This is a genomic window from Mesorhizobium sp. M8A.F.Ca.ET.161.01.1.1, from assembly GCF_004792105.1.
GTDB lineage: Bacteria > Pseudomonadota > Alphaproteobacteria > Rhizobiales > Rhizobiaceae > Mesorhizobium.
The window spans coordinates 1-13,103 of record NZ_SRTD01000004.1 but is presented as its reverse complement, the minus strand read 5'-3'; the positions used below and the strand labels follow the sequence as shown (position 1 = coordinate 13,103).

Annotated in this window: 8 protein-coding genes and 1 pseudogene; 5 read left to right on the top strand and 4 right to left on the bottom strand. The window is 61.1% G+C overall.

The features are described 5' to 3' along the window. The first annotated feature begins 58 nt into the window (after nucleotides 1-58). Together EN804_RS37210 and EN804_RS37205 are read left to right on the top strand one after the other, a co-directional pair. On the top strand, nucleotides 59-613 hold the full coding sequence (locus tag EN804_RS37210) for a hypothetical protein (protein WP_189524498.1): 555 nt from the start codon (nucleotides 59-61) through the stop codon (nucleotides 611-613). After that, nucleotides 528-3,335: a DUF4573 domain-containing protein gene (locus EN804_RS37205; RefSeq protein ID WP_189524497.1), complete on the top strand. Its 2,808-nt coding sequence runs from the start codon at nucleotides 528-530 to the stop codon at nucleotides 3,333-3,335. Before EN804_RS37210 ends, EN804_RS37205 begins: the two co-directional genes overlap by 86 nt. Nucleotides 3,336-3,742: 407 nt before the next feature. On the opposite strand, the pseudogene EN804_RS37200 reads toward EN804_RS37205, so the two are convergent. Next, a pseudogene (locus EN804_RS37200) lies at nucleotides 3,743-4,180 on the bottom strand (DUF4347 domain-containing protein); the annotation flags it as partial. A gap of 91 nt (nucleotides 4,181-4,271) precedes the next feature. After that, the gene (locus EN804_RS11530; protein ID WP_127280955.1) at nucleotides 4,272-4,586 is read right to left on the bottom strand and encodes a hypothetical protein; all 315 of its coding nucleotides are present in this window, start codon (nucleotides 4,584-4,586) and stop codon (nucleotides 4,272-4,274) included. 1,033 nt (nucleotides 4,587-5,619) lie between these two features. Here EN804_RS11530 and EN804_RS11525 point away from each other — a divergent pair. Beyond that, nucleotides 5,620-9,387: a glycosyltransferase gene (locus EN804_RS11525; RefSeq protein WP_135919453.1), complete on the top strand. Its 3,768-nt coding sequence runs from the start codon at nucleotides 5,620-5,622 to the stop codon at nucleotides 9,385-9,387. A gap of 85 nt (nucleotides 9,388-9,472) precedes the next feature. Beyond that, nucleotides 9,473-10,549 (top strand): glycosyltransferase, encoded by a 1,077-nt coding sequence (locus EN804_RS11520; RefSeq protein ID WP_135863550.1) that lies wholly within the window; start codon nucleotides 9,473-9,475, stop codon nucleotides 10,547-10,549. Nucleotides 10,550-10,604: 55 nt separating this feature from the next. Here EN804_RS11520 and EN804_RS11515 read toward each other — a convergent pair whose 3' ends face one another. Continuing rightward, nucleotides 10,605-11,336: a glycosyltransferase family 25 protein gene (locus EN804_RS11515; protein ID WP_189343601.1), complete on the bottom strand. Its 732-nt coding sequence runs from the start codon at nucleotides 11,334-11,336 to the stop codon at nucleotides 10,605-10,607. Nucleotides 11,337-11,597: 261 nt separating this feature from the next. Between EN804_RS11515 and EN804_RS11510 the strand changes: the two genes are divergently transcribed. Continuing rightward, a complete protein-coding gene (locus tag EN804_RS11510) occupies nucleotides 11,598-12,428 on the top strand; it encodes a hypothetical protein (RefSeq protein WP_246693419.1) in 831 nt (276 codons plus the stop codon). A gap of 430 nt (nucleotides 12,429-12,858) precedes the next feature. Here EN804_RS11510 and EN804_RS11505 read toward each other — a convergent pair. After that, nucleotides 12,859-13,103: LuxR C-terminal-related transcriptional regulator (locus EN804_RS11505; RefSeq protein ID WP_135919452.1), on the bottom strand; the 245-nt coding region annotated here is incomplete at its 5' end.

Sequence of the window (13,103 nt, the reverse complement as noted above, 5' to 3'; positions counted from 1 at the left end):
ACGCAGGCCAAAGTTCAGTCGTGCCCAGGGCAGACCGTCCCTTGCCCATTCGGAAATGGTGAACGCGCAGGCTTTGCTCTCTCGCAAAGCCCGCGCGACCATTTCTTACCCTTGGACCGGTCTCTTTTGTGGTTTGTCCGGTCACCATTCCTGCTCACTCATGCGGCTTCAGAATATCCTTCAGAGCCTTCTTCACTGTGTCGTCGGTGTTGGCGTAGCCGGCACCTTGCTTGGTCTTGTCCGAAATCAGGTCGTTACTCGCACCCAACGGCTTGTTCTGGTTCTGACCAAATCCCCTGATCGTGTTGAGGACATTCAGGAGGTCGGTCGTCACGGAGCTGGCTGCCAGGCCGACAAGCTGGCGGAACGACGCATGGCTGACGGCACTACTGTCGGTAGAGCTGGATTGCAGGAACTGCGTCGAGTCCTTCAGTCCGAGCGTATTGGCCGAGATGGTGGCTTTGTGGCCAGGGCCGTTTTCGGCATTGTTATGGTTCCCGGAATTACCAGGTGCATCCTGATCGCCATTGCCAAAGCCGTTATTGCCATGGTGGTGGTCACCAGTCTCACCGCCCGGGCCGGTCGCTCCGGTCGCACCCGTCGAACCGGCTGAGCCAGTCGCTCCGGTCGAACCGGTTGCCCCGGTCGAGCCAGTCGCACCGGTTGCTCCAGTCGCACCGGTTGCTCCAGTCGACCCGGTTGCTCCAGTCGAACCAGTCGAACCTGTCGCTCCAGTCGAGCCGGTGGCCCCGGTCGAACCTGTCGAGCCAGTCGCACCAGTCGAGCCGGTGGCTCCAGTCGAGCCGGTGGCTCCGGTCGAGCCGGTGGCACCTGTCGAGCCAGTCGCACCTGTCGAGCCCGTTGCACCAGTCGAGCCGGTTGCACCGGTCGAACCAGTCGCGCCGGTCGAGCCTGTTGCCCCGGTCGAGCCTGTTGCCCCGGTCGAGCCTGTGGCTCCCGTCGAGCCGGTTGCTCCGGTCGAGCCCGTTGCACCGGTCGAGCCAGTCGCGCCAGTCGAGCCGGTTGCACCGGTCGAACCAGTCGCGCCGGTCGAGCCTGTTGCCCCGGTCGAGCCAGTGGCACCGGTCGCACCTGTCGAGCCAGTTGCTCCGGTCGAGCCGGTTGCACCAGTCGAACCTGTCGCTCCAGTCGAGCCGGTGGCTCCGGTCGAGCCGGTTGCACCAGTCGAACCGGTTGCACCAGTCGAACCCGTCGCTCCAGTCGAGCCAGTCGCACCGGTCGCACCTGTCGAGCCGGTTGCTCCGGTCGAGCCGGTTGCACCAGTCGAGCCAGTCGCACCTGTCGAGCCCGTTGCACCAGTCGAGCCGGTTGCACCAGTCGAACCGGTCGAGCCAGTTGCTCCGGTCGAGCCCGTTGCACCGGTCGAGCCGGTTGCACCGGTCGAGCCAGTTGCACCGGTCGAGCCAGTGGCACCGGTCGCACCTGTCGAGCCAGTTGCTCCGGTCGAGCCGGTTGCACCAGTCGAACCCGTCGCTCCAGTCGAGCCAGTCGCACCTGTCGAACCGGTTGCACCAGTCGAACCCGTCGCTCCAGTCGAGCCAGTCGCACCGGTCGCACCTGTCGAGCCGGTTGCTCCGGTCGACCCGGTTGCACCAGTCGAGCCAGTCGCACCTGTCGAGCCCGTTGCACCAGTCGAGCCCGTTGCACCAGTCGAACCGGTCGAGCCAGTTGCTCCGGTCGAGCCCGTTGCACCGGTCGAGCCCGTTGCACCAGTCGAGCCCGTTGCACCAGTCGAACCAGTCGAGCCAGTTGCACCTGTCGAGCCAGTCGAGCCGGTGGCTCCGGTCGAGCCGGTTGCACCGGTCGAGCCAGTGGCACCGGTCGCACCTGTCGAGCCAGTTGCTCCGGTCGAGCCGGTTGCACCAGTCGAACCCGTCGCTCCAGTCGAGCCAGTCGCACCTGTCGAGCCCGTTGCACCAGTCGAACCGGTCGAGCCAGTTGCTCCGGTCGAGCCCGTTGCACCGGTCGAGCCAGTCGCGCCGGTCGAGCCCGTTGCTCCGGTCGAGCCCGTTGCACCAGTCGAGCCGGTTGCACCAGTCGAACCGGTCGAGCCTGTTGCCCCGGTCGAGCCTGTGGATCCGGTCGAGCCTGTGGATCCGGTCGCACCGGTTGCTCCAGTCGAGCCGGTTGCACCGGTCGAGCCAGTCGCGCCGGTCGAGCCGGTGGCTCCGGTCGAGCCGGTCGCACCGGTTGCTCCGGTCGAGCCCGTTGCACCGGTCGAGCCTGTTGCCCCGGTCGAGCCTGTGGCTCCGGTCGAGCCTGTGGCTCCGGTCCCACCAGTCGCTCCGGTATCACCTGTTGCTCCAGTCGAGCCTGTTGCGCCGGTCGAGCCGGTGGCACCTGTCGAGCCAGTCGCACCTGTCGAGCCAGTTGCTCCGGTCGAGCCAGTTGCACCGGTCGAGCCAGTCGCACCGGTATCACCTGTTGCTCCAGTCGAGCCTGTTGCTCCAGTCGAGCCAGTTGCTCCGGTCGAGCCTGTCGTTCCGGTCGAGCCGGTGGCGCCGGTCGAGCCGGTAGCGCCGGTAGAGCCGGTCGCACCAGTCGCTCCGGTATCACCTGTTGCTCCTGTCGAGCCAGTTGCTCCTGTGGAGCCGGTCGCTCCGGTCGAGCCGGTTGCTCCAGTCGAGCCCGTTGCACCAGTCGAACCTGTCGCTCCAGTCGAACCGGTCGAGCCAGTTGCACCTGTCGAGCCAGTCGAGCCGGTTGCACCTGTCGAGCCAGTCGAGCCGGTATCACCCGTTGCTCCGGTCGAGCCGGTATCACCCGTTGCTCCGGTCGAGCCGGTTGCACCAGTCGAACCTGTCGCTCCGGTCGAACCGGTCGAGCCAGTTGCACCTGTCGAGCCAGTCGAGCCGGTATCACCCGTTGCTCCGGTCGAGCCGGTTGCACCAGTCGAACCTGTCGCTCCGGTAGAGCCTGTCGTTCCGGTCGAGCCGGTGGCACCGGTCGAGCCGGTCGCACCAGTTGCGCCGGTAGAGCCGGTCGCACCAGTCGAACCTGTCGCTCCGGTCGAGCCAGTCGAGCCTGTCGCACCGGTCGAGCCGGTGGCACCGGTCGAGCCAGTCGCACCAGTCGCGCCCGTCCCACCTGAAGCTCCCGTGGCACCCGTGGCGCCCGTTGCACCGGTCCCGCCAGAAGCACCTGTCGAGCCAGTCGCACCCGAAGCGCCTGTCGCACCAGTAGCGCCCGTCGCACCTGTGGCTCCTGTCGCGCCCGTTGCTCCTGTCGCGCCGGTCGCGCCTGTTGGGCCTGTCGGGCCTGTCGGGCCTGGAGTGCCGGCACTTGCTACGTTTATGTTGCCCCCATCAAAATGATCGCCATTGTTGCCGGATCCGCCAACGGCATTGATGGGCGTGGTCGCGAAACTGAAACCAGGTTGGTCGCCTGCCATCACGGGGTCAATGTCTGCGACAGCAGTTAGCGTACCGTACAAGCGAAAGCCTGAATCGTAGACAAGATAAGTATGAGTTATATCTGGAACAGTAACAGTTATGGAAAAATGTGATGCAACGTCCGGAGTAGCCGGAAGAACAAAACTTCCTACTATGAGATCATCAGATGCCTCAGGAGTGTTATTCGTATCTACTAGGTAAAACGTGTTAATGCTTTTTCCCGAGCCATCTATTAATCCAGTCAGCGTCAAATCACCTGCGGTAAAAACTCCTCCATAATACACCATCCCATCCTGGGTCAGGGGTGGCCGGGGTTTGTTCGCGTGTTCCGACATCTCCCAAGAGCCACCTAGCTTGGCTGCTCCAACCAGCGATCTCGATGCGCGGACGTCCGCGCCGACGGCTTGTTCCAGTGCCGTAACGAAGGTCTCGCCAGCATTCCCTAAAGCCGTCTCGCAACTCCACAGTCGCAGTTCGCCGTCCGCGGCAAGCGCCCTGCCGATTGCGGCAAGATCCTCAGCATCTTCCTTCAGTGTGGTGGCCGACCATTCTCCGCTTGTGAAGCTAACGCGGCCAGGCGCGCCATGCGCCATAACATGGATCGCATCGAGCCCTTCGTGCTCCGCGAGCGCCGCAGCGATCTGCTGCGCCGCCGGCGAGCGGTCGTCGAGCACAATCGCTTGAACTTCGGGGCGCACGTTGCCGACCACCGTCTGCAGGTCGGAGACCGAGGTATCGACAAAAAGAATTTCAGAGGCACGGGCCATGACTGGCTCCTCTTGGCTTCGAACTCAGTTCAAACGGAAACCGCCCACCGGCCTCGCCGGCGAGGGCTCGGGATAAGCGACTTGAGAGGCCTCATCTTCCGGACGGCCCGATGGCGCCGTCGGGATGTTCGACAGCGGGGCTCTCTACCCGGAGGAAGCTGCAGGCCTGGAAATTCCCGCCATCATCAAACGTGCCAATCGCAAATGAACCGGCCGCGGCCGGAACCTTGACGGTGACAGCGACGGCGAGGCTTCGCTTGACGGCCTTGGGAAGAATGACCTGACCGACGACGGCGCTCTTGGCCGTGTCAAGGATAAAATAAGCCACATTTTCGGGCGTGTCGCCGATGGGCAAAACGCCTCTAACAGCAACTTCCATGACGGCAAACCCTGCTATGTAGCTCATCATTTCCTCCTCGGTCGGCGGCGGCAACGCCGCTGTGTGTCTTGTTTCGTGCCTAGGTTTCTATCGCTGCCGAGCGCCCGCGCTCGCTAAGGGCGGTCGCAGCTTCTGCCGGTGCTCGAGCTGCGTGCAAGATCCGTAAACCGACGGGCGCCGCACGAGCGACCAGACGCGCGCACAAGGCTTGACGACCTCTTCGTGCCGTCCGATCGAACGCCGTCCACTTGTCTTCACTGAGGTGGGTGTGGAACTCGCTGCGCGCCGCGGTCCAAAGGGCGCCGAGCAACACTCATCAAGCGCCACGCAATCTTTGCTGGCGGCCAGCTGCAGATAGTTGAGGGATTGATTGAAGCAGAAACCTGCGTCGCGTACGCATCGTTTCGCACTTGGTATCACACCAACCACAGCCAACTCCCAACACACGAGGGAATCGACTACTTGCGAGGGACCATCCGGTTGGGAAAACGCGGGCCTAATTCAAGACCCTACGACGTCTTCCTGCACGCCAAACACTTTCTGCGCCCTCACGCACGAAGTGGGATTGCTCCAGATACTCTCCTGGCTTCGCAGACAGCGCGAACCGACAGGCCTACTGCCGGTCCACGGAGACCCTCCCATACATAAGATATTAGTAAAATATAAAATTAGCAGTTTGTAAATAACCTGTTTGCAATTTATTAAACGCCCAACCATGACTTACTACCTTTGGCAATCATCGAGATGGCGGGCATTACGCCCAAATGCACCGAAAAATCCGGGACTTAAGATACGCCGCCTTCGGCAGCGACGAACCCTTGATATCGCGGCGGGGGTGTCTGCGTAGCGATCGAGCCTACAGGGCAATTCGCAAAGCCGCGATCAAGGTGACCGCGAGACCCTTGCTGCGGCGGAAGGTGCTGGCTAACAATGGACCACGCTGAGGTAGCATCCAGATGGCCGAGGCAGGGATGATGTGTATCGGATCGCTGTCGCCGATGGCACCATGGCACAAATGTAACCGCTTCAGCCCGCAGCCATGGGGGTCGATAGGCAGCATATGAGCGGTAAGCGCCTCTGCCTCAACATGATCGTCAAGAACGAGATGGCGAACCTTCAACGCTGTCTCGGGGCGGTTGTCGACCACATCGACTGTTGGGTCATCGGCGACACCGGCTCGAACGACGGAACCCAGGATTTCATCAAGGCGTTCTTTGCCGTCCACAACCTGCCTGGCGAATTGCATGAGTTCCCGTTCCACAATTTCGAGCAGGCGCGCAACGCCGCGCTCGATCACGCCTATGCCTCGCCGCTCGCCTATGACTATCTGCTGTTCGACGATGCCGACATGGAGCTGATGGTCGAGGATACAGGCTTCCGAGATGGGCTCGACGGCCCGGGTTACCGGCTGCTCCAGCGCTCGGATTCCGGCCTCGCCTATTGGAATACACGTCTTGCCAGGCGCGACGCCGGTGCACGCTACCATGGCGTGACCCACGAATATCTCGACGTGCCTGGTGGCGTGCGGGAACTGAGGGGCGCCTGGTACAAGGACCACGCCAGCGGGTCGAACCGAGCGGACAAGTTCGAGCGTGATGCCAGGCTTCTGCTGGAGGCCCTTGATAAGAATCCGGAAAATCAGCGCTACTGGTTCTACCTGGCACAGTCCTACCGCGACGCTGGGCGAACGGCGGAGGCGGCGGTGGCCTACGCCAAGCGTGCCGCGATGGGCGGTTGGGACGAGGAGGCGTGGAACGCCCGCCTGCAGGAGGCGCGCTGCTTGCGCAAACTCGGCGATGAGGCCGGTTTTGTTCAACAGGCGCTTGCCGCCTTCAATCAACGGCCGCAACGCGCCGAGCCACTTTATGACCTGGCCCGGTTTTACCGAGAGAAGGGGATGAACGACGCCAGCGTGTTGTTCTCCGAAGCGGGGCTGGCGATCAAGCGGCCGGAGGAAGACATCCTGTTCCTTGAGGATTTCGTCTACACGACAGGCTTGCGCGAAGAGTATGCGATCGCGGCGAATTATGCGCGCGACCCGGCGCGCAAGGATCGCGGTTTCGCGACGTGCAACTGGTTAGCGCTGGACCGTAGCATCGGCGATGGACCCAGGGAGTTGGCGCGATCCAACCTGCTCTTTTATCTGCAGTCCGCCAAGACAACGATGCCGTCGTTCAGCGCGCGCCCTATCGGCTTCACCCCCCCCGACGGCCACCGGCCAAGCAGTCCGTCAGTAACGCGATTGGGTGCCCGGATCGTCCTGGTTCAGCCGACCGTTAACTGCACGCTGAAGGAAGATGGCCGGCCTGATACGCCCGAAGAGGCGCCGAGCCAAACGCGCAATTTCCTCGTTCACCTGGATGCCGATCTCGTCGTTCAGTCAGCCACGGAGATACTGGCGCCGGCCGACCTGGCAGAAGCCGCCGACAGAGCAGAACCAGGCTTCGAGGCCATTCGCGTGTTTGCTTGGCGCGAACAACTGTGGACTGTCGCATGCTCGCGCGCGTTGACGGCAGACAGCTGGTGCGAACCCGTTATTGCGCGTATCGACGATCGCGGACCTGGGCCATACCAAATGACCGATTGGCGTGTGCTCCACCCCCTGGGTACGAAGCTGCTCGACACCAGCTGGATGCCCCTCGTCAAGCCGGCTGGCATCGATGCCGATAGTGAGCAGCTGCAGTTCTTTTGTGCGGGCGACCCCGTCCGCATTGTCGACGATCAAGGGCAAACGGTCTCGGAGGCCGCGTCTGCTTTGTGTAGCGAACAATTCAGGGGGGCCACGCAGGCGATTGTATTCGACGGCGGGTGGCTGGCACTCGTTCATGAGGTGCGCACGCGGCCGAACGAAGTTCGGCCAATCTACCAGCATCGCTTCGTCTGGTTCGACGACGCAGCTCGCCTGGGGAAGGTCAGCCGACCCTTCTTCTTTAACGACAAGGGGAGCGAATTTGCAGCCGGCCTCACATGGCACCCGAATGAGGAACAGCTGCTGATTTCCTATGGCGTCGGAGACAGAGAGTCGTGGATTGGCCTTGTTGATGCATCGGAGGTACGCCTACTGCTACAGGCCACAGGCAACTTGTTACCGGGCGAGGCTCACTGGAACTCACTGGCCATGCATTCGGCGGCCGGCGCCAACGAACGACCCCCTGTGCGGAAGAAGCTGGAAACGGACCATCAGCCTGTGAGGCGCGAGAATGGCAATCCAGGCCCGCCTGACGGCGGCCTTTCTCAACCGGCAAGCAGCGGTGCCTCGAGCGAAGCGAAAGGAACTGAAGAAATCCTTCTCGAGCTGGCGCCGTTCCTTCGTTTGGCGGATTCGCCGCAAGAGCGATGCGCGCTATCGCGAGCCTTCGATGCCCGCATCGCGTCTCACTTGCGCACAGGGGATGCCGCGTTGCCGCAGATCCACTGCTTCTACGAGGTGCTGTCCGACAATGCAGAGCATCGAACGTTGATTGCCGCCACCACATCGATGCGCGCGGCCGGCCATCCCGTGAGGGTCTGGACCTATTCGCCGAACAAGCTTGAATTCCTGCTCCCGCTCGGCGTGGAGGTCCGAACTGCGGACGACGTGATGCCGCGCGCCTTGTTCGATCGAATTGTTGCCGGCTCCGAGATCAGGTATTTCAGCGACGCCTTTAGGTACGCTGTGCTTTACGAGCATGGCGGATTGTGGATGGACTGCGACGTGGTCATGCTGAGACCATTCCCGTTCCGTGGCGATTATTTTTTCAATCTGCAATGGCGCGGCGGGCACCAAGGTCACTTCATCTGTGGCAACGTGATCTATGCTGAAGCTTATAGCCACCACCTAAGAGTGCTCTACGAAATGTCGATCGAGCGGTTCTTCGGTGACACCGGAAAGGGATTCGGCGAGATCGGTCCGAGGTTGCTGTCCGATTACGTTGCGTCGGATGCAGGCGCCGAATTGCGCGAATGGGTGTTTGGGCCGATGCTCTTTAATCCGATCGATTGGACCGAGATAAGCGAGTTCGACAAGCCGCTGTCCCAGTTGGCCGACTATCTTAATGATGAGCGCGTCTTTGGAATCCATCTTTGGACGGCACGCAATGAAGCTCGCTCGGACGGTGAAGGAGCGCCGCTTAACGCACTGCTGATCGACCCCCTGCACAGTTTCCCCTCGCTCACGAACCTCGCTGACCGTTTCAATACCGACAAGAACCGGCATACCGGCAATCGTCATGCCTATGCCAGGGTCTACGATCGCCTGCTGTCAGGCCGGCGGTTTTCCTTGCGGAGGCTTATGGAGATCGGTCTGTGTCGCGTGTTGGCGGACGACCAAACCGAGACCCCATCAGTCTCGCTTTGGCAGAGCTTTTTTCCCTTCTGCCAAGTGTTCGGCGTCGACTCGACGGATTTTTCCGAGTTCAACAACGAAAGGTTCAAATCGTTCATCTGCGACCAGTCCAAGCTGGACGATCTACACAGGGTGGCCACGAAACTCGAACCAGGCTCGCTCGACGTGATCATCGACGACGGCAGCCATGCTTCGTTCGACGAACAACTCACGCTTCGCGAGTTCTTCCCGCTGCTCGCCGAGGGCGGCTGGTATTTCATCGAAGACCTCGACTGGCAGCCGCCGGACGAGGACACCGGCAAGATTGCACTCACGAAGAACCTGCTGCGCGAGATTCAGCGGCACGGCAGTGCCCGCTCGGCCGATCCGTTGGGAGTGAGTGCGCTTGCCGGTCAAATCGCCGAGATCCTGTTCTTCGACAGCCACTATGAGCTGAACCGGGCAAATCTGCTCGGCGGCTTGGTCGCGATCCGCAAGCGCGGAGGGATTGGCCTTGTGCGTTGAGCCCCACAGGTCATTCCGGGCGGGCTCGGTCCGCGTTGATGCGCACAGAATAGACGCCGGATATGCCTGATCGCGGAGCGCTTCGTTGAAAGTTGCGGTCTACACCATCGCATTGAACGAGGCCGGGAACGCCGAACGTTGGGCCAACTCGGCCGTCGATGCGGACTACCGGATAGTGGCCGATACGGGCAGCACCGATGACACGGTAGGACGGCTGACCGCGGCCGGCGTCACTGTGCACCCGATAGCGATCCGTCCGTGGCGCTTTGACGACGCCCGCAACGCCGCCATGGCTCTTATCCCTGCCGACGTCGATGTGTGTTGCACCATGGACATGGACCGGTTTCTCGAACCGGGCTGGCGCCCGAAGTTGGAGGCGGCCTGGAACGCCGAAACGACAGCCCTCTATTGCCAGACGATCTATAGATCCAGTGTTGATGATCCGGCACCGTTGCGAAGTTGGCCGGCGAAGAATTTTCACCATCGCTGGGGCTATCGATTCAAGCGACCAGTCCATGAGGCCCTCGTCTTCACCGGAGAAAGGGAAGTGACGGCGACCAGCACCGACATCGTCATGTTCGAGGTGCAAGACCTCACCAAGCCAACAAGGAGCACTTACCTGCCGCTGATGGAGATTGCACATAAGGAAGATCCAGCGGACGCACAGATCTGCTTCTGGCTCGGGCGGGACCTGATGTGGGCCAACCAGCACGATCGAGCCGTCCAGTTGCTTGAGAACTACCTTGCCTTACCGACAAGCACGTGGGGCGAAGAACGGGCTGAGGCCATGCGTTATATCGCGCGCATGCGCCCGGAACAGAGCTTGTCCTGGCTGGACAAGGCGCGGATGGAAGCGCCGCACCGCCGCGAGATCTGGGCCGATCTGGCAGAAGAGTTCCACGGCAAAGCGGACTGGTTGAATCTGTTTTGGGCTTGCACCAACGGTATCGAGAAGACGCACCGCACCGGAAGCTATCTGGACGATCCGAACTGCTGGGGATTTCGGCTGTTTGACCTGGGCGCCATCGCATCATGGCACCTGAATGCGATGGACCATGCCGTCGCGTGGGGCAGGAAAGCGCTTGAGCTTGATCCAACCAATGAGCGTCTTTCGAACAATCTGAATTTCTTCATTCGGCTGCGGGAAGAGGACCGGGCATGAGACGTCAAATCACCGCTCGGCGAAGACGCCGCGGCTCAGGCTGAGCGCAAGCTCCTCACGTGTTTATCCGCACCGATTCTTCGGGCCGTTCGTCACTTATCGCGAGCGGCGGCAAGCACACATACGCCTTGAGTGACGGCATCACCCCGTTCATCAGACAATCAATTCCTGCATTGTTTAGCCTCAGTCCAAAACCGGCAAAATCTACGATCATTGGTCGTATCGGAAGACACCAATCCAACAGTGCACGCGCGCCGCGAGGCGAGATGGAATAGCAGACCGTCCCCAGCAGATAATGCGCGCGGAGCAGAGCGGGTTCGATTTTCGCCTCTTGGAAATCCGCAACATGCGTCATGACGTCGCCAGAAAAAAACTCCAACCTAGCACCAGTTCCGCCCGGAAGGGCATTCAACCAGGCGTAGCATCGCAGGCTTGCGCTCCACAGGATAAAATCCCAATCGGCTCCGACCTTTGACAAGAGCGCCTTGGTATGTCGTTCGAATTGATGCGAGATGATCGCGTCGTCTTCGGCAACCGTTATCACTTTATGGCGTGCGACTGCTTCTCTCCACAGCGTCACGTGCGAAATAGCGCAGCCCAAACTGCCGGCTGCATAATCTAGATTCGGAGCGATGACCTTGTCCCTGACGAGCCGATCGCGATCAACTGACTTACCGTCAATCCCGGAGAACCTCCGAGTGTTGCAAAGATGCGAGTTTAACTTGCGAAATATATCTAGGCGCCCGATACTGCGATCGAGATTGATGACATGAATTTCATCTATCATGCTTTTAGACCTGTTTTGAAATCGACGGTTCGCGCAGTCGTACCCTTCCATCGCCTGAGGCAGTTCGCAGCAAGGCCGCCATTTGAAGACAGTTTCAAGTCTAGCCGGTTTGGTGATAGCTGACGAGATGTCCCGGATGACAGGCGCTAGCCTGGATGATTTGTTCTGCCAACAGGAGAGTTTATGACGCGGCGAGAGTTGGCGGTTGGCGTCGTCGTTGTGGCAGGATCGGCGGCTGCAACAGGAGGGCTTTGGCCCAGATTGGAGATCAACTCAGCCATGCCGCCCCTCCCAACTGAGCCCTCTGTCACCCTTCTTTCGGCCCCCATCGAACTCGCAGGCGACTGGGGCCGCATGCTTCCAGGTGCGGCAGATCAGGTCGTCGAGCGTATGCGGCACGCCTGCCTGGATGGCCTACGCCTGCTCTCCGATCGCCAGCCTACGCGACTTCGTATCGACGAGCACACCTCCGGGCAACCGGCCGTGTGGCTGCATCCAGACGGCACCAGCATGGCGTGGATCATCGTCGACATCGGCGAGCGCGATTGGTCGAAGCTTGCCTATCAGTTCGGGCACGAGCTCGGACACGTCATGGCCAACAGCTGGCAGGCGGACGCCAAGCCGGCGCCACCATGCCAGTGGCTCGAGGAAGCGACGGTTGAAGCGTTTTCGCTGCGTGGCCTGGGAAGCCTGGCGAAAGACTGGAAGGAGAATTCTCCGTTCCCCGGCGACAACGCTTTCGGTGATGCCATTGCCGAGTATCGCGACAACATCGTCCGAGGTTACACCGCGCTCGCCGATGGCCAGGGGCTCACTCGCGACGCGGCGGCCTGGTTCGCCGATCATCGCAGCGAAATCGAAATCCCAGGCCTCAATCCATTCGCCCAAGCAATGTCAGCGACTATCCTCACCGAATACGACCGCGCGCCTGGCTGCATCGAAGCGCTCGGCGCACTAAACCGCTGGCCCGGTCGAACCGGTATTCCCATCGCCGAATATCTTCAACGATGGGAACAGAGCTGTAGGGAATTGCAAGCCTCGCCGCAACTACCCCTCCGCTTGCAGGATTTGTTCGTGCAACGGGTCAAGTGAGAGTGGGTGCAAGAGCATCCGGCCTGAGACTGCTCCATCGGTGCGGATTGCAACCGCCAAAGCGCGCAGGCGCCTTTCCAGTATATCTAGCTCGGCGTAGTCCAAGCCAAATTTACTTAGGGTGGACCGCGAACGTATGCGGCGCTTTTCTGGACGCGGTTTCGCTGTGGGCGCCAAGCGACAACCGACGCACTGAGTTTCATCTCTAAAATCCAGCAGCGATTCATGGCGCATACTGGCTTGTGTTTCCCTGGTCGCGCGGGACGGAAACGCGCCCGAAAGCCGCCGAGAGTGGCTGTCGCGCGAAAAGGGTCGAACGGGGCGATCGAGCTTCGGTTAGATCAGAACGGCGAACTGCTAGCCCGCCGTTTAGCCATCCAGCAGTTGTATTGCCAGAGCCGGCCAGGCAAAGACCGATCCGAGGCAGCCTTCAAAGCAGCATTTGTCTAAGCTTGTACGCTACCTCGGTGCGGTTGGTAGCCTTGAGCTTTTTCATGATATTTCGGATGTGGACTTTGACGGTGCTCTCGCACAGGTTGAGCTCGTAAGCAATTATCTTGTTCGCCTTGCCTGTCCTGAGCGCCTCCACAACCGCAGCTTCGCGTGTGGTGAACATGCCGGAGAGCGGACGGACACCGTTTGCGGTCGAGTGGATGATCTCTCGCAGCGCCAGCA

Excerpts from the sequence above, each read along its gene's own strand:
- EN804_RS11530 (WP_127280955.1), bottom strand. The coding sequence starts at position 4,586 with ATGAGCTACATAGCAGGGTTTGCCGTCATGGAAGTTGCTGTTAGAGGC.
- EN804_RS11525 (WP_135919453.1), top strand. The coding sequence starts at position 5,620 with ATGAGCGGTAAGCGCCTCTGCCTCAACATGATCGTCAAGAACGAGATG.
- EN804_RS11515 (WP_189343601.1), bottom strand. The coding sequence starts at position 11,336 with ATGATAGATGAAATTCATGTCATCAATCTCGATCGCAGTATCGGGCGC.